This is a genomic window from Anaerocolumna xylanovorans DSM 12503 (assembly GCF_900143645.1).
Lineage (GTDB): Bacteria > Bacillota > Clostridia > Lachnospirales > Lachnospiraceae > Anaerocolumna > Anaerocolumna xylanovorans.
In genome coordinates this window covers 46,415-68,981 of the sequence record NZ_FRFD01000004.1, presented here as the reverse complement: position 1 = coordinate 68,981, position 22,567 = coordinate 46,415, and the positions used below count along the sequence as shown (strand labels likewise).

25 protein-coding genes and 1 other annotated feature are annotated in these 22,567 nt (G+C 38.8%); of the genes, 18 read left to right on the top strand and 7 right to left on the bottom strand.

What is annotated here, in order from left to right; all coding sequences use genetic code 11:
- Window positions 1-374: 374 nt before the first annotated feature.
- The 6 genes from BUF11_RS06445 to BUF11_RS06420 all read left to right on the top strand — a co-directional run bounded on the left by BUF11_RS06445 (window position 375) and on the right by BUF11_RS06420 (window position 4,116).
- Window positions 375-1,013 (top strand): hypothetical protein, encoded by a 639-nt coding sequence (locus tag BUF11_RS06445; protein WP_073588038.1) that lies wholly within the window; start codon window positions 375-377, stop codon window positions 1,011-1,013.
- 65 nt (window positions 1,014-1,078) lie between these two features.
- On the top strand, window positions 1,079-1,639 hold the full coding sequence (locus BUF11_RS06440) for a terminase small subunit (protein WP_073588037.1): 561 nt from the start codon (window positions 1,079-1,081) through the stop codon (window positions 1,637-1,639).
- A 166-nt stretch (window positions 1,640-1,805) separates the two neighbouring features.
- Window positions 1,806-2,285: a GNAT family N-acetyltransferase gene (locus tag BUF11_RS06435; protein WP_073588036.1), complete on the top strand. Its 480-nt coding sequence runs from the start codon at window positions 1,806-1,808 to the stop codon at window positions 2,283-2,285.
- 81 nt (window positions 2,286-2,366) lie between these two features.
- Window positions 2,367-3,320, top strand: a complete 954-nt coding sequence (locus BUF11_RS06430) for a sigma-70 family RNA polymerase sigma factor (RefSeq protein WP_073588035.1) — start codon at window positions 2,367-2,369, stop codon at window positions 3,318-3,320.
- A gap of 153 nt (window positions 3,321-3,473) precedes the next feature.
- Window positions 3,474-3,779 (top strand): hypothetical protein, encoded by a 306-nt coding sequence (locus BUF11_RS06425; RefSeq protein ID WP_073588034.1) that lies wholly within the window; start codon window positions 3,474-3,476, stop codon window positions 3,777-3,779.
- Window positions 3,780-3,789: 10 nt separating this feature from the next.
- Complete coding sequence (locus BUF11_RS06420; RefSeq protein WP_139243314.1) at window positions 3,790-4,116, top strand: DUF3939 domain-containing protein; 327 nt, start codon at window positions 3,790-3,792, stop codon at window positions 4,114-4,116.
- A 504-nt stretch (window positions 4,117-4,620) separates the two neighbouring features.
- Here the strand turns inward: BUF11_RS06420 and BUF11_RS06415 are convergent.
- Together BUF11_RS06415 and BUF11_RS06410 are read right to left on the bottom strand one after the other, a co-directional pair.
- Window positions 4,621-5,058, bottom strand: a complete 438-nt coding sequence (locus BUF11_RS06415) for an eCIS core domain-containing protein (protein ID WP_073588032.1) — start codon at window positions 5,056-5,058, stop codon at window positions 4,621-4,623.
- Window positions 5,059-5,548: 490 nt separating this feature from the next.
- Window positions 5,549-6,106 (bottom strand): TetR/AcrR family transcriptional regulator, encoded by a 558-nt coding sequence (locus BUF11_RS06410; protein WP_073588031.1) that lies wholly within the window; start codon window positions 6,104-6,106, stop codon window positions 5,549-5,551.
- 237 nt (window positions 6,107-6,343) lie between these two features.
- On the opposite strand from BUF11_RS06410, the gene BUF11_RS06405 reads away from it, so the two are divergent.
- The 4 genes from BUF11_RS06405 (at window position 6,344) to BUF11_RS25200 (ending at window position 8,171) form a co-directional block, all read left to right on the top strand.
- Entirely contained in the window at window positions 6,344-6,706 is a 363-nt protein-coding gene (locus BUF11_RS06405) for an SDR family NAD(P)-dependent oxidoreductase (RefSeq protein WP_073588030.1), read from the top strand.
- Window positions 6,707-6,784: 78 nt separating this feature from the next.
- Complete coding sequence (locus BUF11_RS06400) at window positions 6,785-7,021, top strand: hypothetical protein (RefSeq protein ID WP_073588029.1); 237 nt, start codon at window positions 6,785-6,787, stop codon at window positions 7,019-7,021.
- Window positions 7,022-7,067: 46 nt separating this feature from the next.
- Window positions 7,068-7,862 carry an EFR1 family ferrodoxin gene (locus BUF11_RS06395; RefSeq protein ID WP_073588028.1) on the top strand — a complete coding sequence of 265 codons (795 nt, stop codon included), beginning with the start codon at window positions 7,068-7,070 and terminating at the stop codon, window positions 7,860-7,862.
- 93 nt (window positions 7,863-7,955) lie between these two features.
- Window positions 7,956-8,171, top strand: a complete 216-nt coding sequence (locus BUF11_RS25200; RefSeq protein ID WP_084558514.1) for an SDR family NAD(P)-dependent oxidoreductase — start codon at window positions 7,956-7,958, stop codon at window positions 8,169-8,171.
- A 253-nt stretch (window positions 8,172-8,424) separates the two neighbouring features.
- Here the strand turns inward: BUF11_RS25200 and BUF11_RS06385 are convergent, their stop codons facing one another.
- Both BUF11_RS06385 and BUF11_RS06380 read right to left on the bottom strand, forming a co-directional pair.
- Window positions 8,425-8,691 carry a hypothetical protein gene (locus BUF11_RS06385; protein ID WP_139243313.1) on the bottom strand — a complete coding sequence of 89 codons (267 nt, stop codon included), beginning with the start codon at window positions 8,689-8,691 and terminating at the stop codon, window positions 8,425-8,427.
- A gap of 339 nt (window positions 8,692-9,030) precedes the next feature.
- Window positions 9,031-9,741, bottom strand: a complete 711-nt coding sequence (locus tag BUF11_RS06380) for a LysM peptidoglycan-binding domain-containing protein (RefSeq protein WP_073588025.1) — start codon at window positions 9,739-9,741, stop codon at window positions 9,031-9,033.
- Window positions 9,742-9,813: 72 nt separating this feature from the next.
- Between BUF11_RS06380 and BUF11_RS23990 the strand changes: the two genes are divergently transcribed.
- Window positions 9,814-10,086, top strand: coding sequence for a hypothetical protein (locus BUF11_RS23990; protein ID WP_175561993.1), 273 nt, complete (start codon window positions 9,814-9,816; stop codon window positions 10,084-10,086).
- A 96-nt stretch (window positions 10,087-10,182) separates the two neighbouring features.
- Here the strand turns inward: BUF11_RS23990 and BUF11_RS06370 are convergent, their stop codons facing one another.
- Together BUF11_RS06370 and BUF11_RS06365 are read right to left on the bottom strand one after the other, a co-directional pair.
- Window positions 10,183-10,518: a YnfA family protein gene (locus BUF11_RS06370; protein ID WP_073588023.1), complete on the bottom strand. Its 336-nt coding sequence runs from the start codon at window positions 10,516-10,518 to the stop codon at window positions 10,183-10,185.
- A gap of 725 nt (window positions 10,519-11,243) precedes the next feature.
- Window positions 11,244-11,369 carry a PH domain-containing protein gene (locus BUF11_RS06365; RefSeq protein WP_084558513.1) on the bottom strand — a complete coding sequence of 42 codons (126 nt, stop codon included), beginning with the start codon at window positions 11,367-11,369 and terminating at the stop codon, window positions 11,244-11,246.
- A 343-nt stretch (window positions 11,370-11,712) separates the two neighbouring features.
- Here BUF11_RS06365 and BUF11_RS06360 point away from each other — a divergent pair, with 343 nt between their 5' ends.
- From BUF11_RS06360 to BUF11_RS06350, 3 genes are all read left to right on the top strand, one after another.
- A complete protein-coding gene (locus BUF11_RS06360) occupies window positions 11,713-12,171 on the top strand; it encodes a MarR family winged helix-turn-helix transcriptional regulator (RefSeq protein WP_073588022.1) in 459 nt (152 codons plus the stop codon).
- 10 nt (window positions 12,172-12,181) lie between these two features.
- The gene (locus tag BUF11_RS06355) at window positions 12,182-13,909 is read left to right on the top strand and encodes an ABC transporter ATP-binding protein (RefSeq protein WP_073588021.1); all 1,728 of its coding nucleotides are present in this window, start codon (window positions 12,182-12,184) and stop codon (window positions 13,907-13,909) included.
- Window positions 13,910-13,989: 80 nt separating this feature from the next.
- Window positions 13,990-15,801: an ABC transporter ATP-binding protein gene (locus BUF11_RS06350; RefSeq protein WP_084558555.1), complete on the top strand. Its 1,812-nt coding sequence runs from the start codon at window positions 13,990-13,992 to the stop codon at window positions 15,799-15,801.
- A gap of 129 nt (window positions 15,802-15,930) precedes the next feature.
- Here BUF11_RS06350 and BUF11_RS06345 read toward each other — a convergent pair whose 3' ends face one another.
- Entirely contained in the window at window positions 15,931-16,299 is a 369-nt protein-coding gene (locus tag BUF11_RS06345) for a hypothetical protein (RefSeq protein WP_073588019.1), read from the bottom strand.
- Between the two features lie 464 nt (window positions 16,300-16,763).
- Between BUF11_RS06345 and BUF11_RS06340 the strand changes: the two genes are divergently transcribed.
- From BUF11_RS06340 to BUF11_RS06325, 4 genes are all read left to right on the top strand, one after another.
- A complete protein-coding gene (locus tag BUF11_RS06340) occupies window positions 16,764-19,253 on the top strand; it encodes an ATP-binding protein (protein WP_073588018.1) in 2,490 nt (829 codons plus the stop codon).
- Complete coding sequence (locus tag BUF11_RS06335; RefSeq protein WP_073588017.1) at window positions 19,234-20,787, top strand: HD domain-containing phosphohydrolase; 1,554 nt, start codon at window positions 19,234-19,236, stop codon at window positions 20,785-20,787. Before BUF11_RS06340 ends, BUF11_RS06335 begins: the two co-directional genes overlap by 20 nt.
- Window positions 20,788-20,894: 107 nt before the next feature.
- Window positions 20,895-20,946, top strand: a sequence feature (sodium ion sensor (DUF1646 type); this cis-regulatory element may regulate processes involved in with the transportation of sodium ions).
- A 188-nt stretch (window positions 20,947-21,134) separates the two neighbouring features.
- Window positions 21,135-21,275 carry an OadG family transporter subunit gene (locus BUF11_RS23755; protein WP_084558512.1) on the top strand — a complete coding sequence of 47 codons (141 nt, stop codon included), beginning with the start codon at window positions 21,135-21,137 and terminating at the stop codon, window positions 21,273-21,275.
- A 75-nt stretch (window positions 21,276-21,350) separates the two neighbouring features.
- A complete protein-coding gene (locus tag BUF11_RS06325) occupies window positions 21,351-22,496 on the top strand; it encodes a sodium ion-translocating decarboxylase subunit beta (RefSeq protein ID WP_334293029.1) in 1,146 nt (381 codons plus the stop codon).
- Window positions 22,497-22,567 lie beyond the last annotated feature (71 nt).

The window sequence follows — 22,567 nt, the reverse complement described above, 5'->3', positions numbered from 1 at the left end:
TTATCCCCCTGTTTACTGCATGAAAACACTATTCTAACCACAGTTTTATATCATGATTTGGTATTGTAGAAATCGCTATATACCCTGTATTTAAAAGAAAACAGCTTGTATACTATTGCTATAAATGATATAATACACTTAGAATAAATAAAGATTAAGTACCCCAATGCTTTAGGCAGTGGAAGTCTTATTTTAAGACGTGGGAATGATTGGAGATATGCTCCGGTTGTTCCTGCGTCTTTTTTATTTATTCCTCCTTTCCTGTGTTTGCGATATAGGTTTTAAGCTCCTGGGCATGAGTTTAAAAGGCCTTTGCTCAAAACAGAGAGAGGGTAACTATTGATCAGTTTATTAAAAAAGGAGACAGGAAAGACATGAGCAAGAAATCAGAATTAATCCAGTTATTCAAAGAGTTCAAGGACAGGTACAGTACAATCCAGGCCAGAATTGCAGAAGTACAAAAGAGTGATGCTTATACCGATATCGGCAGGGAACAGACCATCGGCAAGATACTGGAAGAGTTTCAGCCAACAGTACAGCTTTACCATGATAAGGCCATTGCTGCCATTGATAACGGTCTGACTGCTTTACAGGCAAAGTGGAAGGCTAATAGTGCCGGCAGACTTGCAGATGCAGGGTACCAAATCGGGCTAGGGAATGTCATTAAGATGATTGAAGCCGGAGCTATCCATGACAGGGACGATATGCAGAATATCATTGAGACTTATAAGGACGATTACAATGCTATGGCCACAATTAAAAATATCCTTCCTAAGAGCGAACAGGCTATGGACTTTGTAGGACTTATCCCAGCGGATAACAGAGAGCAAAATAAGCAGCTCCTGGGACAGTTAAGAAATAATGCAGATCAGTATATCAATGCTTATAGGATAGAAAATGCCATGAAGTCAAGTGATGCCTTCCAGGGAGCAAGTTCAATAGTTTTTGCAGTAGATGGAATGATTGAGTTTGCTAATACTAGTCTATCTGATGATCTGTCACTGATTCAGTAAATTATATGCCCTATATGCTCTTAACCGGGTGTATGGGGCTTCTTTGTATAAAGGATGGTGAGGGAATGAGTAAGTTAACAGCGAAACAGAAAGCCTTTGTTAATGAATATCTGATAGATCTGAACGCTACGCAGGCAGCTATAAGAGCCGGCTATTCTGAAAAGACAGCAAACGAGCAGGGTGCCAGGTTGTTAGCAAATGTTAGTATTTCAGAATTTATATCAAAGGCAATGGAAGAACGAAGCAAGCGCACCGGTATTACAGCCGATCAGGTGCTTAATGAGCTGGCCATGATTGCATTTGCCAATGGAGCGGACTTTGCCCAGGTGGTGGAAGAGCCTATCATTGTAAATGGCCGTTATGTTAAGGATCCTGATACCGGTCAGCTTAGAAAGCAGGAAGTTGTAAAGATTGTTCCTACGGATAAGCTGCCAGAGGATAAGAAAAGGGCTATAGCAGGCATTAAAGAGGGACGGTACGGTGTAGAGGTTGCAACCTGTGATAAGGTAAAAGCCTTGGAGCTTCTTGGCCGTCATTTAGGTATGTTTAAGGATAAGGTTGAACTTACTAACCTTAATGATGAAAAAGGCAAGCTTGACGGCATTATCGCACAGCTAAGAGGTTGAGCCTGTGCGACGTCGCAACACTGGCCGGAGATCTCCGGTATAATTCCGTTTCGATATCGAAACAAAAAAGAAAATTGACGAACATTGGAAACTGAATATTGATAGTTGGTAGATAATGGTGTAGTATACTCTTAGTAAAAATTATTTTGGAAGGTAAAAGCTGAATTTGAAAAATGTAGAAATTCGTTCATTTAATGTTGCGTACATGGAATATTTTGTTATAATGTTTACCAGGTACTTTAGAGACGATTTTAAAATCGAAATTACAGATAAAAAGATAAACGAGTCATGTACTCGTATTGCGGATTTTTCATTATCTGGAATAAGTACACTGGATTTTTTGATTGTTGATGAGAAACCGGTTGGATTTATTTACTATCAGATTGATACTCCTCAAAGTAACTGGTGTGAACGGGAAGGCTGGGGATTTATCAGAGAAATTTATATTGATCCCGTTTTAAGAAAATATGGATTAGGAGCAAGATTAATTTTACATGCTGAAGAGATGCTTTATTCGAGAGGCACTAAAAATATATATCTTACTTCGGATAATAATGCTACATTTTGGGAATCGCTTGGATACAGAAATGCTAATGAAGTGAGCACCATCAATCATGATCCGATATATGAGAAAAATAAATCTTGATTTATAAATTTAACTACCAACTATCAACTATCAACATTCGGTTGGTAGTTTTTTTGTACCCAAAATTAAGGAGATGATAACATGAGTAATGAAGAATTGGTGCAGCTCATCAAGCAGGGATCGGATCCGGCCGGTAATATGGAGCAGCTCTACATACAAAATAAAGGTATTATCTTTTCCGTGGTCAAGAAGTACCGCTATGCTTGCCAGAGTGACTATAACAGCACTCCAATCGTTGAAATGGATGAATTAATGCATGAAGCCTATTTCGGGCTTGTAAAGGCTGTAGAGAGCTACGATGCAAGCCAGGGAGTGTTATTCATGTCGTATGCTCCTTACTGGATACGACAGGCTGTTAAAAGATATCTGGATAACTGTGGCCGGGTAATCCGGGTACCGGTGCATAAACAAGCCCTGGTATATCAGTACAACCATATAACGGCCTATTGTCTGCAGAACTTCAACCGGGAACCATCTATCCAGGAATATGCCAGGTGGCTACATATATCGGATAAGGGAGTGGAGCAGCTGCAGCGGTTCATGTTCCGGGATAAGGTTCATAGCCTGGATGCAGCGGTACCGGGTGGGGAAGAAGAGGACATAAGCTTTGCCGATACCGTGGCCAGTGATACTGATCTGGAAGGTGAAGTAATCGAAAGAGTATCCCAGGAGCAGCTAAAGGATGAGCTGTGGAACTTAATAAGCATGGTGCTTAAGGATGATAAGAAAGTCCAGATAATAAAGCTTAGATATATTGATAACCTGACATTGGAGAGTATAGGGAAGCAGTTTAATATCAGCAGTGCAGCCATTAGGCAGATGCTTGTACATTGTGACAGGCTTATTAAAAGAAATGTGGGTATAAGGCGGTTAGCCATTGAAATTGGCCTTTGGGATGCAGATAAGCCCTTTAGTGCGGATAGGGTGAAATATTGGTGCGAATGCAGCCGGTATAATATGCTGGATAAGAATGAGTTAAGGTATGCCAGGAGGATGGGTTGGGTAGATGATGAGCTGCTGCATGGGTATTCATAAAGTGAGTATCACATCCGGGAAGGAAAGCTCAAGATTGAGCCGTTATATCTTCATACGAATTTCGTACCAAGATACTTTCGGACTGGTTCGGTAAAACTTCCGAGCCAAATTACTTAACGGCCCTCAATTCAAAGAACTGCAAAGGAAAGAATGATGGCAGGAAAGGCACACCCTGTGCAGAAATCTGCACAGGGTGGTAGAGGGAAAACCCGTGATAAAGTTGCCAAGATTGCCGGAGTATCCCACGACACCTTAATGCGAAAACGGATAGTTAATGGTTTTGCAGATTTCTGCGGAACCCATGAAAGGAGATATATGAGAAATAATGAACATTACATAGACCCTACAGCTCAGGCAGCAATTAAGAGAGCACACAGGCCAGGGAAGAAACCCAGGCCATGGGGTGACAGGCTGACTTATACGGTGGGGGAAGTGATGAAAGGCATCTTACGGAAGTAGGGTGTCTTTTTTGGTTGATAAATATTGGATTAAGGTATATAATGGAAAAAAAACAAGGGAGATAAATGTTGTGGGGTATTCATTTAAAGATGTGAATGGAAAAAATCATGAGATTACTAGAGATATAATTGTGGATGATATGACCGATATTCAAACAGGAGAAGTTGTTGGATATGTGGCAAAGATTGATAAAAAGAATATCGAAATATCTAAAGAAGTATATGAAATATTAAAAGAGCGAACGAAATATACCCAAAATCCTCTTGGGTCACAGATGACTCCAGAAGAAATCGAGGAGAGAATCAAGAGTATACCAATAGATGATGAAGAACAATAAGCATCCTTCGGGGTGCTCTTCTTTTCAACTTCCCTCTAGGCGGTTGCTTTTTCTTGCTGAAAAATGGGAGAAAAACCTATTGATTATGCATGAATACAGGTGTATAATGTACAAGGTTTTCTTTGATTGCTTAAAGCATTACTATAAGGAAAGATTACAGAACGTTGACAGGATTCATTCATAAATAAAAGGGGTTTATTTGGGGTTTGTTTTTAAAAATATGGGCATTTAGCTACCCTAGAAAGCTAAGTTGAAAAGTGAAGAAATACAGTAAAATCAATACGTACATTTAAATACTTAAGCAAGCTAAGGGACTTTTTATGCCCTCGTAATGAGGAAGTCGAGGGTTCGAATCCCTTTTCCAGCTTATTAAAAAGACAGTTAAATCAAGGGCTGTAGAGCTCATGAGAATCGTAGAGCACTCTGAAAAGGGTGCTTTTTTCATATCGTTGTGACTGTTTGGTAAAAATAGTAGGACATTGTTTTATATGTCCCACTATAATTTTATATCTTTTTAATATCTTTATTAATGCTAATTTCATCGTTTTTATCAATTCCGATTTGGCCTAAAAAGTCCGCTGTCCTTTGTGATAACTGTGACTGTGCGTTACAAGCGGCTTGTAATGGTTTTCCAATCAAATGGTTCATATCAAGTGATGAAAAAGGATTTTCTTTATTTCCGATATCTATTTGCTCTGAACAATGGGGCCGTCCTGTTCTTTGTTGTACAACATGGGATTGTTCATGAGGAAGATGCATTTCCCGCCCTGGTGCCATGTGAATATCATTGCTCTGCGAATAAGCATGAGCCGTACCCTCAATCTGAGCGGATTTATCAGAATTGTAATGTACCTGTATACTATTAAAAGAATTCTCCGCCGATAAGTCCATTCGATGTTCGATCTTCTCGGGAATTCCTGCTTTTTTCTCTTGTTCCGCCATAAATCTGACCTCCTTAATCTACATGACCTTTTTTACAGATAACCAACCAAATCGTATTCCGGTATTTTATTAATAGCTGACCATAGATTCACTCTGAATATACTTGTCTCATAAGAATTTATATATAGCACTTAATAAAGATTATATCTTATTGAGTAAATCTTGACAAGCAAACTGTACGATGATAGGTATTGAAAAAATATCTCAAAATATTTTCGACGCGTAATTGGCATATAGGTGCCGCAGGCACTTAACAGACGGACGCGTAAGCAGGCTGTCTGACGGGGGTTGGGGCGGAGCCTCAACAAGCAGGTGGAGCCATTTTGACGTAAGGAAAAATTGGCAGAACGTGGGAATAGCGCGCCATTTCCTCTGCTTGCTGATATAATACGGAATTTTGGATTAAAACGGCAAATAAATCCCAAGCTGACCATTAACGGAGTTCTGCTCACAATAGTGGATATCCGAACCAATTTTGAATAAGTAGATGTTACACCTTTATCCCTTTCCAACATACCTCAATTGTTTGCTGGATTTCACTATCAGATAAAGGATATTTATTTGACAGATGACCTCTTATGACGAACAAAATTGAACCACCAACAATTTGAAAGCACACAACAGGATTCATGTCTTTAATAATACCTTGGCGCTGTCCTTCTGCAATAATATTTATAAATTCACTTATAGTCGGATCAACTGCATTTCGTATTTCTTCTGATATGAACGGTGAATGGGCATAGTTTTCAAGAAACCACAATTCATTTGGATGGCTAATTGCAAAATCAGCCGTCTTTTTTAAAAAAAATCGAAACTTTTCATAAAGAGTTGCTGCTATGTCGTAATCCTTGATGACGAATTCGGACATTTGTTTGCTAGTGTTTTTATACAACTCATTGACTAAAACTTCTTTATTATCAAAGTAATGATAAAAAGTCGCTGAACCCACATTTGCTCTTTTAAATATTTTTGAAAAAGTTATTGATTGAAGCCCTTCTTCGGTAATCAAATCAAGAGTTGCATTAAGTATATCTTCACGTTTTCCCATATTGTTCAACCTCCATTTTACAGAATATTCATTCTGTATGATTTTAATCTATTTTCATTTCTTTGTCAATTGAGATACAATTATTCTAATAATATACTAATAAAAGCGTTGTTTAAAGCGTAATTTTAAATAATAAGTAAAGAAATAGAATAAAAATTCCAATAAGTATTGACAAATCATCACATCTTAATATATAATCCGAGCAGAATAAATATTCTACAAAGCGAGGGAGATTAGATGAATGAAAAAATTGTTTTAATAACAGGAGCATCTTCCGGAATAGGAGAGGCTGCAGCTATTCAACTTAAAAAATCGGGTTTTACTGTATATGCCGTAGCAAGAAGATTCGAAAGAATGAAACACTTGGAATCGCAAGGAATTTATACTTTACAATTGGACGTGACAAATGATATGTCTATGGCAAATGCTGTTGATACTATTGTTGAGAAACATGGTAGAATAGATATTCTGGTAAATAGTGCAGGCTATGGCTCTTATGGGGCATTAGAGGATGTCCCTATTTCGGAAGCAAAATATCAATTTGAGGTAAATGTGTTTGGGCTGGCCAGACTTACGCATAACATCAGACAAATTATATGACAAACTGCAGATGGCCCTGATTAAACATGCTGATAGAACGGCACAAAAAACATGAAAAATTAAGAAAGTGGTGGGAAAATGAAAGCATATAAAAATGGTAACAATTATTCTCAGTTCTATACTGGTAATTTTGATAGGAGCGTCACTATTTGCAGCAAATTCATTTTTACTAAAGCTGTGGTAGGCAGTAAAGACACAACAGGACAACTTAAATATGATGCGGCTGCAAGTGATAAAGAACGTTTGGTAGTACCTGGTGCAAATCACGGAGAGTCATATAAGGTTGCCAAAGAAGTCTATGAGGAGAAATTATAAAAGTTTATAAAAATTATAACAGTATTGTATTAGAAAGGATGATTTTATGAAAGGTGCAATTTTATATTTTTCATTAACGGGTAACACTAAAATGGCTTGCGAGTATATAAAAGGTAAGACTAAGAATAGCGAATTTGATGTCTTAGATATGAGGAAGGAAAAGTGGGATTTAAGTAAATATGATATTGTAGGCTTTGCAACCTACTCTGAAGGCTTTTCTATTCCAAAGTATGTAAAGAATTATTTTGATGCTATGGAAAAAGTGAGAGACAAACCCGCATTTGTTTTCAGCTCTTTTGGAAGAAATAACGGAGCGACAACATGGATACTTGCAAAATGGGTCAGAAAAAAAGGTTATAAAGTGGTACTTGATTATGCACTTCACACTCCGGAGAACCATCCACCAACGATCAAAACGGATCAAAGCTATGAGAATAGCCCTAATGATGAAGAATTGTCTGGATTCAATGCATTTATTGACAAGCTATCGGAAGTATGTCTTAAAATAGAAAATAAAGAGGAAATAAGCCCCAAGGAAGTAGATGTTAAGCTTATCTATAAAATAATTCCGGAGCTAAATAGTACCAATTTAAATAGAAAGTTTATGGGGTCAAAAATGGTAGATGATAAACTTTGTATTAAGTGTGGTAAATGCGCTAAGTCTTGTGCTTACAATGCAATAAAGATGAACGAATTTCCAGAGTTTATCGAAAAGCAATGTCATGGGTGTTGGGCTTGCTACAATATTTGCCCCCAAAAAGCAATTTATACTAGACAATTTAACCAATACGCGAACTATCCAAAACCTAATAAGTTGGTGGAAGAAAAATTGAAAATATAATTTGGAGTAAATCGATAAATTTATAATAACCGGATATTATAGCTGGGTTCATTCTTTCATACTTGAATACAAACTCTCTGATAGGCAAATCCTCTGGCAGATCGCAAAGCTGTTTTTGAAACCGTGAAAGCCGCAAAGGATCAATTCGGCAGACTTGATGTCGTGGTCAGCAATACAGGATACGGGCACTTCAGCACAGTGGAAGAAGTTCCAGAGGAGGCCCAGCGGGCTCAAATGGAAACGAACTTTTTTGGCTCCTTCCATGTAATATTATGTCATTATTGTGGGGCAATATTCCTATATTGTTAATAAAAAGTCTTATAAGATATCCAGAGAACAGCAGAAATAAAAATCCCAGAGGATTATTCCTCCAGGTTGTAAAGGTCATTTATGTTAAGACTCATTTTTAACTCACAGGATACAGCGTATCTCCTGTTTCATTATCTATTATTTTGAGGTTGCAAACCCGGTTATTAACGTCTATCAAATTCAAACCCTGTACTGTGTCACTAACTATAGAAACTGCAAATATTACACTTACTCCTTCAAATGAATTGTAAAATTATTCCTTGTTTGCATATATTCTAACCTTCTTAAATAATTTATCGGATGTTATCTTGATATAGATTTCAGGATAATCAGATATCAGGACTTTTCCAACAGCTACAGTTTTTATTTTACCGGATGATATTGTGATAATGGACTTGTTTGAAGTTTTCCATTTAATGGGACCTGATGTATTGGATAACTTTAGGGTATATGTTTTCCCCACATTTAAGTTTATTTTAGTTTTAGTTAATTTAACGGTAGCAGCACTTACAGACTGCACCGGCCCCGCCAATGTAATGATAAGAGCCAAAGCCAAGATTTTTCTGTGACTATTTTCACAAAAATGAACAAAAAGTTACATTCGGTTACAAGGAATACAAAACAAAAAAGTGAGGAAAATCAAGGGCTGTTGTAAAACTAACATAATTGTTAGTTGAGCAACAGCCCTATTTTTGTAATCAAATATAATTATAAAATATAGGATTACAGTTTTAATATTTGCAAAAAAGGAGTTTTCATATTGGGAATCCATGTATGAAATATATACCTACTTATTAAAATCATGATTTAGGCAATTGGATAAATCATAAATCCTGCTAAAATACGGATCATTTACCTTCTATCCGAAATATTGGGGAAACTGCCTTACAATACCCTGTGTCATCATATCTGCCATATCTAATGCTTCTTGTTCGATATTTTCAAACACGGCGATGCTGTCCTCATAATTTTTTGTAAGGAGATAAACGGCTTCTTCTTTTGTCATTGCCAGGTGATCATACAACATGCTCTGCCACTCCTCATCCGACCAATAGGGATTGATGCTGCCAAGGAAAGCCGCAATCTGGTCCGCATTTGCGTACCAGCGCATTTCAGCATCAGCGGCAGCAGTACTGTTGTTGTCCTTGGCCGCTTGAACAAGTTCGGCGGCGATTGTAAGATGGCTTGTGAACAGCTCTGCAAATTTCGCGGCAACGGCTTCTCCGTAAAAGGGTATTAATGCTGCTTCAAAGTCTTTGGCATTGCGAAGGAGGCGGTTCGTGACGAGTTCTGTATCCGGCAGGCCGAATACCATGCTAAGGATAACCAGCCTCGTCCAATAAACGTGCTGTTCCCACAGCAGCCGCATGTGATTGCTCAAAATCATCAGGTAAGTGTCGTACCCTTCTGGAATGCAAATGATTTGCCCAATATACAGGTTGTTCATGTCTATGCCGGAATTCACTGCTGCAATTTCCTGTATTGTTGTATGATAACGCTGGGCAATCAACCATAATGAATCGCCAGATTGAATTTTATATGGATATGTTCCTGTTGGACACGAATTCATATATTTATCTCTGCCTTTCAAATTTTAATATTTCATACATGGTATGATTGAATCAGCAGAATGTACCTTGTCATGCGTATATTAGAAATCATACATATCCCCTGGTCAGATAAGCTGCCTGACAGTTGTAAAAAACAGATAAAATATATATTCATGGCGGTACTGGTATACGCATGTCCGAATCTGGCAGATACAGTTCTTACGTCAACATTATCTGATATAAGCAGGGTGGCTGCCGAGAGACTAAAGAATGTACGGATAGGATGCTTAGATGCCTTAGAACTCATCGCCAGTATGATACAAAGGATGTATTTATCTACGCAGACCGCCAAATTATTTGCATAAATATGAGATGACAGATAATCAGCATTTAGAGCTGCCGGATTTGCGGCAGGGCTTTTGATTGCAGATTCCCTGGCTAAGCATTTTAGGATAATGCTATTATCCTCTTGGTGCAAACATAATAATACTAACTCCTATTAGCGCAATAAGGCCTCCGATTAAGTCAAATTTATCTGGATGGATACCATCAATATACCAGCCCCACAAGATAGATAAAGCTATGAAGATGCCTCCGTAAGTTGCATAAACTCTGCCGAAGTTAGCGTTTTGAGGTTGCAGTGTTGGAATAATGCCATATAAGATTAATACTATTGCACCTATAATGCCATACCATAAGCTTTTTCCATCACGCAGCCACAGCCAGACAAGATAGCCGCCGCCAATTTCAAAGATTCCGGCTAATATAAAAAATAATATAGACTTAATAATTTCCATAAGAGTGTTTCCTTTAAAGGGTATTTGCCTAACATTATACAGCTATAGACCGAAACATAAAAGGAATAGTATAGTTAAAAGATTATCAATTACAGGAAAAAGGGGGCCAGCAGGACATCCTACTGGCCGTTATGAAAAAGTATGTCAGCAAGGTGGGGGGACCTTGTTGTTATCTAATGAACTTAATATACCGGGAAAATATGTGCCAGATATGAAGGATTATTGAAAAGAGAGTGAACAGAGAGGAGACAGATTATGCTGTTATAAGAGCGCTAAACGGATGAGAGAAGACATGGATAGAAAATGGATAAGAAGTTCATTGACTTTTTGATTTGAAAGAGAAGTAAGCCTTCCAAACTTACATTTATATAATGAAAGTTTTACATAGTATTACATGGAAGGGAAGTGTAAAAAATAAGCCCGGAGGCTTACTCCTCCGGGAGGTTAGGCACTATCATTTAACAGTGACTGGGATAACTGATTTTTCGTATCCTTATATCCATTGCATACCGCAGGCTTGCCTGCGGTATTGCCACAAATAAAAAAGTTGAAAGAATTATAGCGTGGCATCCTCTCTATCATCATATTTTCTTTCAGCCGTTCTCTTTTTATGTGAAATTATAACTTTAGTATGCCCTGGCATGCAAATTTTGTCAATAAAATTACCCGGCCATAGTAGACCGGGTACCCCTCTGTAAAGTATTATAACATAACTACTATAATAGTCAATATGTTTTTTGAAATAAAATATCCCAAATCGTGTCAAGCTTAGCATCTAAATCAAAATGACCGGATGTTTCTATAGAGTATGTTTGGATTTTGCTGTAAGGAATAGAAGTATAATCAATCATCTTTCGTATCTCCTTATATATGGTGTATTTTTTGTAACTCTTTGGTATAGGTTATAACGCGGTATTGGCAATTCAGAACAAAATTCTTACAAAGGGATTTGTGGTGTTATATTCAATATGCTTAGAAATAAAAACTGGAAAATCAGGAGGATCAAGAATTATAGGGAGTGTTCCCCTTACAAAAGAGCAGCGAGAAATTTGTTGACAATCGAATGGACGTTTGGTATACTTATTGTTAGATGTCTAACTATTAATCAAGAGATTGTTGCATTTTAGATTATTCTAAACATTAAGAAGGCAAGAATGATTTTGCAGCAGCCCCTTATGGACAATAGGAGTGAACATGGAAAATTGCAGTAGAGAACATCCGGATAATTACGGATATTATATTCAAAAGCTTGCAAAAAACATTAAGTATCTGGCAGATGAAAACCTGATAGCTCATAAGATAACCTTTGAACAGGTAAAGGTTCTAAAGTTCCTGGAGCCGTATAACGGGGAAAGTCCGGCTAACCAGAAGGATATTGAGGTTAGGTTTGAGTTAAAACGCTCCAGTGTAACAAGTATCCTTCAGAACATGGAAAGAAGCGGCTTGGTATCAAGAAGCGGGGATGCATCCGATGGTAGGGTGAAGAGGGTATGGCTTACGGAAAAGGGGCGGGAACTATCCCTGTTTTTAAGAGACTATATTAATAAGATAGAGCAGGTTATCGTTTCTGACATGACAGAAGAAGAAAAGGCATTTTTTAAGCAGCTGTTAAAGCGCAGCATACAAAATGTCGAGATGTTTGCAGGGAAATAGGAGGTCATTGATGTATAAGAGAATTCTTGCCTGTGTAGGTGAATACAGGAAATATGCCATACTTACACCTCTGGTGATGGTTGGGGAAGTAATGATGGAAATTTTAATTCCCTTTGTAATGGCCAGTATGATCGATAAAGGTATACTGGGAGAGGGAGGCATAAGCTATATTGTTAAAATGGGAGCCTTAATGGTTGCCATGGCGCTGGTTTCTTTGAATTTCGGCCGTTTGGGTGCTAAATACGGTGCGAAAGCGGGAATGGGATTTGCCAAAAACTTAAGAAAGACAATGTTTGATAAGGTTCAGGATTTCTCCTTTGCAAATGTGGATAAATTCCAGACCTCTTCTTTAATTACAAGGCTTACAACGGATGTTACCAATACGCAGAATGCTTTTATGATGGTTATCCGCATGGCAGCCAGAGCTCCGGTAATGTTAGTGGGTGCTACGATTATGGCTGTTCTTATCAATAAGAGGCTTTCCGTTGTATTTCTGATTGCGATTCCGGTGCTTTCCGTTGCCCTCGGCTTTATCATGAGCAATGCCCACCCCAGATTTGTTAAGATGCTTAGCCTGTATGACAGAATGAACAATGATGTGCAGGAGAACCTTACAGGTATCCGTGTTGTAAAGGCCTTTGTCAGGGAGCCTGATGAGGTTAAAAAGTTTGAAGCCTCCGCAGATGCCGTAAGACGAGCACAGGTATTTGCAGAGAAGCTGATTATTTTAAATAATCCGGTGATGCAGCTTAGTATGTATGGCTGTATGATAGCGATACTATGGTTCGGCGGAAATATGGTGATTGGCGGCAATTTTGAGCTTGGACAGTTATCCAGTTTTATCAATTATATCGGACAGATATTAATGTCACTCATGATGATTTCTATGATATTTATTATGATGATAATATCAAGAGCATCCATGACACGTATTTATGAAGTCTTAGAAGAGAAGATTGACTTGACCGATGAGGACTCGGATAAAGAGCTGAAATTAGAAAATGGCTCCATCGAATTTAAGAATGTGGCTTTTAGCTATGCAAAAGATAAGGAAAATCTGACCTTAAGTAAGGTGAACTTTGCCATAAAGCCCGGTGAAACCATTGGAATAATCGGAGGAACCGGTTCTTCTAAAACTACGATGGTGCAGCTTATTCCAAGACTGTATGATGTACTGGAAGGAGAGGTACTGGTAGGCGGGCACAATGTGAAGGAATATACATTGGAACATCTCCGCAGTGAGGTGGCCATGGTGCTGCAGAAAAATGTTCTGTTTTCAGGCTCCATAATAGATAATCTAAGATGGGGAAATAAAGAAGCTACGAAGGAAGAGATAGAAGAAGCCTGCAAAGCTGCCGAGGCCCATGATTTTATCATGTCCTTCCCGGAGGGCTATGAGACACAGCTTGGGCAGGGAGGCGTTAATGTATCGGGTGGTCAAAAGCAGAGACTTTGCATTGCCAGGGCCTTATTAAAGAAGCCTAAAATCATTATTCTGGATGATTCCACCAGTGCTGTAGACACAGCAACAGATAAAAAGATAAGAGAAGCCTTAAAGGATAAATTAAGTGGTACCACAACCATCATAATTGCTCAGAGAATTTCCTCTGTCAGTGATGCAGACAGGGTGCTTGTTTTAGAGGATGGAGCTGTGGATGCCTTTGATACTCCGGCAGTGCTTATGGTGAATAATGAAATTTATAAAGAAGTATATGAGTCACAGCAGAAAGGAGCATAACATTGAAAAAAGAAAAAACAGTCAGACCGGGCAGCAGGCCAAAGAATGCCGGTAAGACTTTAAAGAGGATATTTCAATATATGTCAAGGTACCGCTTACGGCTGTTTCTTGTGCTTGTAGGAATTACCATAAGCTCTGTGGCACAGATTATGGGGACAGCTTATTTAAAAAAAGTAGTGGACGGATATCTTACTCCATTGTTAAAACAGTATGACAGCGGGTTATTCCATGGATTCATAAAAACACTGTTTATCATGGCAGGAATTTATTTGACCGGAGTTATTTCTACTTATGCATATAGCAGAATCATGTTAAGCGTGTCAACCGGTACGCTATACAAAATCCGTACAGATATGTTCCGCAAGATGGAAGCCTTGCCGGTTAAATATTTTGACACACATGCCCATGGTGATATCATGAGCCGATATACCAATGATACGGATACCCTAAGAGAGCTTTTTAGCAATACTGTTGCCAATTTTATCGCCTCTGCTATCAGTGTGACAGGTGTGTTTCTTATGATGCTGTACTTAAGCTGGCAGCTTACGATTTTGGTGGTTTTAATGGTGATATTTATGGTATGGATTATTAAGACCATTGGAAAAAAGAGCGGCGCACGCTTTAAAGAACAGCAGAAATACCTTGGGGAAGTAAACGGTTATATTGAAGAAATGTTTGAAGGTCAGAGAGTAGTAAAGGTATTCTGCTACGAAAAAGAATCCAAAGAAAAATTCGACAAGATAAACAGCCAGCTATGTGAAGCGGCTACCAATGCCAATGGATCTGCCAGTGTATTGATGCCCATTATGGGTAACCTATCCCATGTATTATATGCTATTACCGCTGTATTCGGAGGAATTCTTTCCATATCAGGGCATCTGACAATCGGTGCGGTAGTTGCCTTTCTCCAGTATACGAGAAACTTTTCCATGCCGATTACCCAGATGTCACAGCAGTTTAATTCCATATTGGCAGCCCTGGCCGGCGCCGAAAGAATCTTTGATATGATTGATGAGGAGCCGGAAGTGGACGATGGCTATGTTACCTTGGTAAATGCCAGAGTAGATGAATACGGAAAGCTTACTGAGACCATGGATAAAACAGGGATTTGGGCTTGGAAGCATCCCCATAAGGACGGTACCACAACCCTGACAAGAGTAAAGGGAGAAGTGGACTTTGATAGTGTAACCTTTGGATATAATGCAGAGAAGACCGTATTAAACGGTGTATCACTCTATGCCAAGGTAGGGCAAAAGATTGCATTTGTAGGTTCAACCGGTGCAGGAAAGACCACGATTACCAATCTTATCAACCGGTTCTATGATGTACCCGACGGTAAAATACGCTATGACGGAATCAATATCAATAAGATTAAGAAGGATGACTTAAGGCGTTCTCTTGCCATGGTTTTGCAGGACTCCCATCTCTTTACCGGAACCGTTATGGAGAATATCCGTTACGGAAGGCCTGATGCTGCCGATGAAGAGATAATAGCAGCGGCGAAGCTTGCCAATGCCCATTCCTTTATCAAGCATCTGCCAAAGGGCTATGACACCTTGTTAACTGCCGACGGAGCGAACCTTTCCCAGGGTCAGAGGCAGCTTCTTACCATAGCAAGAGCAGCCGTGGCAGATCCGCCGGTATTAATACTGGATGAAGCTACCTCCTCTATTGATACCAGAACGGAAGCGCTTATTGAGAAAGGCATGGATAGGCTGATGGAGGGCAGAACGGTATTTGTGATTGCCCACAGATTGTCAACGGTGCGCAATTCTCATGCTATCATGGTACTGGAAAACGGTGAGATAATCGAAAGAGGAAACCATGACAGCCTGATAGGACAGAAAGGAAAGTACTATCAGTTGTATACAGGCATGTTTGAATTATCCTGAAAAATCACATATAACGTTTTGGTGGAAAAACGTAAAGATTATCCGGTAAATGTGGATAATAACAAAAACCGCCTGTCTGTTGCTTTCAGAATGGTAAGAAAGCAGTCAGACAGGCGGTTTTTTCTGGCTTTAGCAATTTCGATCGGTAACAGGACCAAAGCCATAGATAAAAGCATCCACATAGCTGTCAATAGTTCCATTATTTGTAGCATCTATGGCAAGGCAGAGACCGGGAACATCGTAGATTTCGGTTACGGATGCACCGGGGTTAACTGTTATGGTATCGAGAATTCCTATCCGTTCTCTATCCTGAATCAGAATGATTTTAAATTTCACCGGTGAGCCGGAAGAGACCCTGTTATTAAATACCACACGGATAATAGGAAAATTAAAAACTGCTATACCGTGTGGGTGATCTGAAGTTAAATTGGTAGTGGTTCCTGCACCTAAGGTCTGTGATCCCGGCCAGGTCCTGAACAGTAATTGAGTTCTCTCCATGAATGTCATCCCTCACAATCAATTTCCAGTCTTTTTACATGGGTTCTCTGATTCTAATGTGACGGTACAAGAAACAGGAACGAAAGCTGCCTCTTATAGTGTCATTATATTTTATGCATTATAAGAAGAAATGTGATACTTATTGTCGAACTGTGCTGCAAAATAATAGAATATTTCTGAATATTTTCAAATAAAATAAAGAAAATACAGCTCAAAAAAACCAATATAAGTAAATTAAACAGCTGGAAGTTATTGATAAAGCCATATTAGTGTGATACTATTAGCTTATAAGTTTAAGTAATTGTTTGATAGAATACAGAGCAGAAAAATACAGGAGAACTTTTCTGTTTTCTTTATATATAGCATTCCCATTGAAAAATAAAATAATAAATCATAACAAAAAGCCATCTTCACTGTAAACGTAAAAGGGTTTCATTTACACTTTCAGATACATAGGAGGGTACATGGGAAAACATAAGATTAGCCTGCGGCAGGCCATATTAGTTCCTTTTGCCGTAATAGTTCTGGTTGTGGTCAGCACCTTTGCGATTCTTTGGAATTATGATTATGAACGTCTGGCAAAAAAACAGGGTGAAAGAGTCACCCAAATAATGAGTACGCTGATAGAGGATAGGGTAAAGGCTTTATTGCAGGAACCTTATATGCTTTCAGAATTATCAGCATCTTACATATCGCAGAAGAATCTTTTTGTTCAGCAGGATTTAAAAGAAATTCAGGACTATGAGTTAAGTGTATATAAAACTTTGGCCCTGTCCTTACCTCAGATTGCCACCATATCTTATGGAGATGAGAACGGGAATTTTGCAGGAATCCGGTTAAATAATGATAACAGCTACAACCTCATGTTAAAAGACAGGCGTACCCAGGATAAGCTTATCATATACCAGGGAGAAGATACAGATTCAGAGGTGATTTCTGAATTTGACGGATACGATCCCAGAAAGCGGCCATGGTACACACAAGCTCAAAGCAGGACACAGGAGAAGTGGTCGGATATCTATGTTAATTATGATGAAAAAAGGGAAGCAACCATTTCTACCCTGGTTCGTATTTATGATAAGTCAGGGAAATTTACCGGAGTTATGTGTTATGATGTTTCCTTAGAAGGATTAAATGAGTATTTGGAAAGCCAGGTTCAAAATAATAAAGGTCTTATTTACATTGTTGATAAGAATTGGAATCTCATTGCACAATCAACGGAAGATACACAGCTGAATGCGGAGGAAGCTTCATCAACAGAACTTATAAGTGCATTGAAAAGTAATTTACCGGCTATTAAAGAAAGTTCCGAATACTTTGGAGCCTTAAAAATATTACCGGACCATATTATCCGAAAAGAAATCAATAATAAGATTAACTTCATGCATGTATCACAAGTAGGGGAATTGGGAAGCCTTAATTGGAAAATAGTGATACTGCTTCCTGAAACGGAGCTTATGGGAACCATGAAGGCAAAGCAGATTTCCTTAATTATACTGGGGGTTTTTATAACTGTACTGGGAAGTGTAATAGGGCTTTTGATTATAAATTCAATTATTGCCCCTATGACGAAGAGTGTCAGCGGAGCCTCTGAAATATCAGAGGGGAAATATGGTATACATATTAAGAGTAAGAAAACCATTATAAAGGAAACTTCTGAATTGCTGTCAGCCTTCAATAAGATGTCTGATAAACTCAAGGAATATTTTGAAAAGATCAAACGAAAAGAAGAAGAATACAGGACACTGGTTGAAAATGTAAATAATTCGATTTTCAGCGTAGCACCTGACGGAAGTATCCTGTCGGTAAATAATGTTTTTGAAGCAACAACAGGATGGAGCAGAGAAAACATTGTTGGAAAGCATTTCAGTAATATATTCAAAGAACAGAAGCATATTGATTACTTTGAAGAGCGGTTTGCAAAAGTAAAAGAAAACAAGGAACGTATTACTTTTCCTTACAATTTCATGGGCAATGATAAAAATCAACGGGCTTATATTATTGATTTTATCCCGCTGCTGAATGAGAATGGCGAACTGCTTAGAATTCTTGGCAGTACTACGGATATAACCGAACTGGATAAAGCACAAAAAGAAATCAGATATCTCCATGAAAAGGAAAAAGAAAGGCTGCAAAAGCTCATAAGAGAAAAATCTTCGGAGTTAAGCCAGGCGATGAAAGAAATCATGGAGATGGAGAAATTTGCATCACTTGGAAGTCTGGTTTCCGGTGTTGCCCATGAGATAAATACCCCGCTGGGAGTGGCGGTATCCGCTGCTTCTTACATGGAAAACACAAACAGCCGTACACAGGAGCTGCTTCAGTCGGGACAAATGACAAAGAGCGAATTTATAAAATACATTGACAGCATGAATGAAACCTCCTTTATCTTAAATAACAATTTGAGAAGAGCGGCTGAATTGGTTAAAAGCTTTAAACAGATGGCAGTAAATCAAAGCAATGAGCAGAAAATAAGCTTTAATTTTAATGGATTTTTGCAGACCCTTTTGATAAACCTTAAGCATGAATATAAAAATACAGGAATACAGTTTGTAATCGACTGTGATAAGGACCTCCTGATAAATAGTTATCCGGGGGCATATTCGCAGATATTTACAAATTTGATTATGAATTCTATTATTCATGCATTTCCTGGCAAAGAAGGTATTATTAAGATTGTGATTTATACCGATGCAGATGATATAACCGTGCAGTATTCTGATAACGGAAAGGGAATAGAGAAGGAGAACTTAGATAAGATTTTTGAACCCTTCTTTACTACAAACAGGAGCGGCGGAGGCAGCGGACTTGGACTTAGTATCGTATACAATATTGTGACAGCACAGCTGGGAGGAAAAATTACATGTGAAAGTACTTTAGGTAGCGGTACCTTGTTCTGCATAAAAATACCAATCATTTCGGAGGATAAGACATATGATAAAGGACTGGAGTAATATTGAACTGGACTATGATTTCCTGAAAGATGAAGAAGAAAACCGTAAGAAAACTTATGGCAGCTATAAGATATTAATATCGGATGATGAACCGGAGGTACATAATGTTACCAAAATGATTTTAAAGGATTTTATATTTGAAAATCATACTCTGGAATTCCTGGATGCTTATAACGAAGAGGAGACCATCAGAGCATTTGAACAATATTCGGATATTGCGGTATTATTTCAGGATGTGGTTATGGAAAAGAACAATACAGGATTGGACATTATTAACCGTTTAAGGTGTGAGATGAAGAATCAGACGACACGTATTATCCTGCGAACGGGGCAGCCGGGAGAAGCACCGGAAGAAAAGATTATCAGAGATTATGATATCAATGATTACTGCCTGAAAACAGACCTTACGGTTGCAAGACTGAAAACAACCATTATTACTGCGCTGCGCAGCTACCGTGATATCATCAGATTGGATAAATACCGCAAGGGGTTGGAAAAGATTATTGAGACAAGTGCTAACCTCTTCACCCATAATACACTTTCAGATTTTTTGACGAGTATATTAAACCATCTGTCTGGATTTTATTATGAAACAGAAGGAATCATGTATATCAGAGAGAAGGCTGACAGTCAGAAGAATAACGGCTTTGTGACCATGGAACAGAGCAACATCCCTGTTGTTGTTGCTGCAACAGGAAGTTATGTCCAGTATATCGGCAAGGACGTCAGGGCAGTTGATGAATTGGCTTCTATATACCAGTGGATGTCAGACGGCGGAGAAAAGGATTCCCAGGTTACTTTTATCGGGGAAGGATTTATTATAAGGAATAATACGATTGGTGAGCTGAATAATTATATTTTTATTGAAGGAGATAAGGAGCGTTATGATTTTGATTTAATAAAACTCTTCCTGGCGAATTATTCTGTAGCACTGGATAACTATCTGTTAAATAATATGATATTTAACTCACAGAAGGAAATTATACTGTCTTTGGGAGGAATAGCCGAAAAGCATTTTGATGAAACGGGCGAACATGTAGACAGGGTATCTAAAATGATGTACAATTTTTCGAAAATCATGGGGTATTCACCGGCTGATTGTGAAAAAATCAAGCTTGCAAGCATACTGCATGATATAGGAAAAATAGGCCTGCCGGATGATATACTGAAAAAGCCGGGTAAACTCACCGAAAAAGAATTTGAAATCATTAAAGAACATACAAAGATAGGACATGAAATGCTGTCTAAATCCAAACTGGAAATTCTTCATATGGCATCAGAAATAGCATTATGCCATCATGAAAGATATGATGGTACAGGCTATCCAAGAGGGTTAAAAAGGGATGAGATACCCCAGATAAGCAGGATGATTGCAATTATTGACGTTTATGATGCCATGTGCCATAAGAGGGTATATAAGGAAGCATCAACCCATGAGGAAGCCATGGAATACATAGCTTCACAAAAAGATAAGCATTTTGATAGAAGGCTGGTAGACGTCTTTTTTAATAATTATCAGGATATTATTGTTTGAGGACATTATAAATTCTCCGCGGGAGTTTGTCTGTCGTATTGTGAATAAGGCTTGACATTACAAGCCTATATTGTGTAGTATAGGAAAAGAATAATAATTATTTATCCGGTTGGCAGCTGCATACAGCTGTTTCAAGATTTGGCTTTAGGGTGGAGAGCTTCCTTATGGAAACTCTCCTTTTATAATTTATAGGAAATTATAAAAGACTCTGCTAAGGATGTGCACGCACTTTCAGGGTAAGAATCCTCAAGGTGGCCGGATGTGTTCGGCGGGGGGAATGTGCCAAGCATCATTCTCTAGTTCCCTGTAAGAAGCCAATTAACCGGGAAGAAGGAAGGGATGATAGAATGCCTGTATCAGAGGCTTTTTTGTATGCAATTTTTTGCATGCTGGTTGTTTTTGTTGTATTGGTTGCACTGTGGGGGATTATCAGGCTGTTCTCTCTGGTTATCGGTTTAATAGAGGGAAGGAAGCAGAGCAGACAATAATAAGGCACTGGGATATTTCACACGCAAAGTTGTGCCTGCGGCTCAAAGTTTGCAGGTACAGGAAAGGAAATGGCTATTGTTATGTTAACAGATGCTTTATTAAAATTGTGGCAGGAATCAGGATATATGGCTTTGGATTGGTGGTCTCTTGTAATGATTGTCCTTGCCTGTGTATTGATATATCTTGCCATTGCAAAGAAATTTGAACCGCTGCTTCTTTTGCCGATAGCTTTTGGCATGCTTTTGGCAAATTTTCCGCTGACAGGTATTATGGATGAGCCGTCAGGCGCTGGTCAGGCGGGAGGGCTGTTATACTATCTGTATCAGGGTGTCAAGCTTGGAATATATCCTTCGCTTATCTTCCTTGGAATTGGGGCAATGACGGATTTTGGACCTTTGATTGCAAGGCCAAGCAACCTGATAATCGGAGCGGGAGCCCAGTTTGGTATCGCAGTAGCATTTATAATGGCAATAGCTTTAGGATTCCTGCCGGGCGAAGCGGCATCTATCGGAATTATTGGCGGTGCGGATGGACCAACAGCAATTTATTTAACGTCAAAGCTTGCCCCGGATTTGCTTGCTCCGATTTCTATTGCGGCATACTCCTATATGGCACTTATACCAATGATACAGCCGCCGCTTATGAAGCTGCTCACTACCAAAAAGGAAAGAGAAATCGTGATGAAGCAGTCCCGGAAAGTATCAAAGCTGGAAAAAATCTGTTTTCCCATCATTGTTTCTATGGTGTCCATACTTCTCTTACCCTCTGTAGCACCGCTTATCGGCATGCTGATGCTTGGAAACCTCTTCCGGGAATCCGGTGTGGCAGAAAGACTTACTGATACGGTACAGAATGCCCTTATCAATATTGTTACAATTTTTCTTGGGGTTACTGTTGGTGCTACAGCAAAGGGAGGCACTTTTTTAAAGCTGGGAACGATTGAAATCATATTGCTGGGCTTGCTGGCTTTTATGTTTAGCACGGTGGGAGGCTTATTGATTGCTAAAATAATGAGCTTTTTAACAGGAGGAAAAATCAATCCACTAATTGGCTCTGCCGGAGTTTCAGCAGTTCCTATGGCTGCCCGTGTATCTCAGATTGAAGGACAAAAGGCAAATCCGCGCAACTACTTGTTAATGCACGCAATGGGACCTAACGTTGCTGGCGTTATCGGTTCTGCCGTTGCTGCAGGCATCCTGTTATCACTGTTTGGAAGATAGCAGAAAGTCCAAAATACGATGGTATAAACCGGAAGATTAAGATTGTAATTTCCAGAGAATAGGATATACTT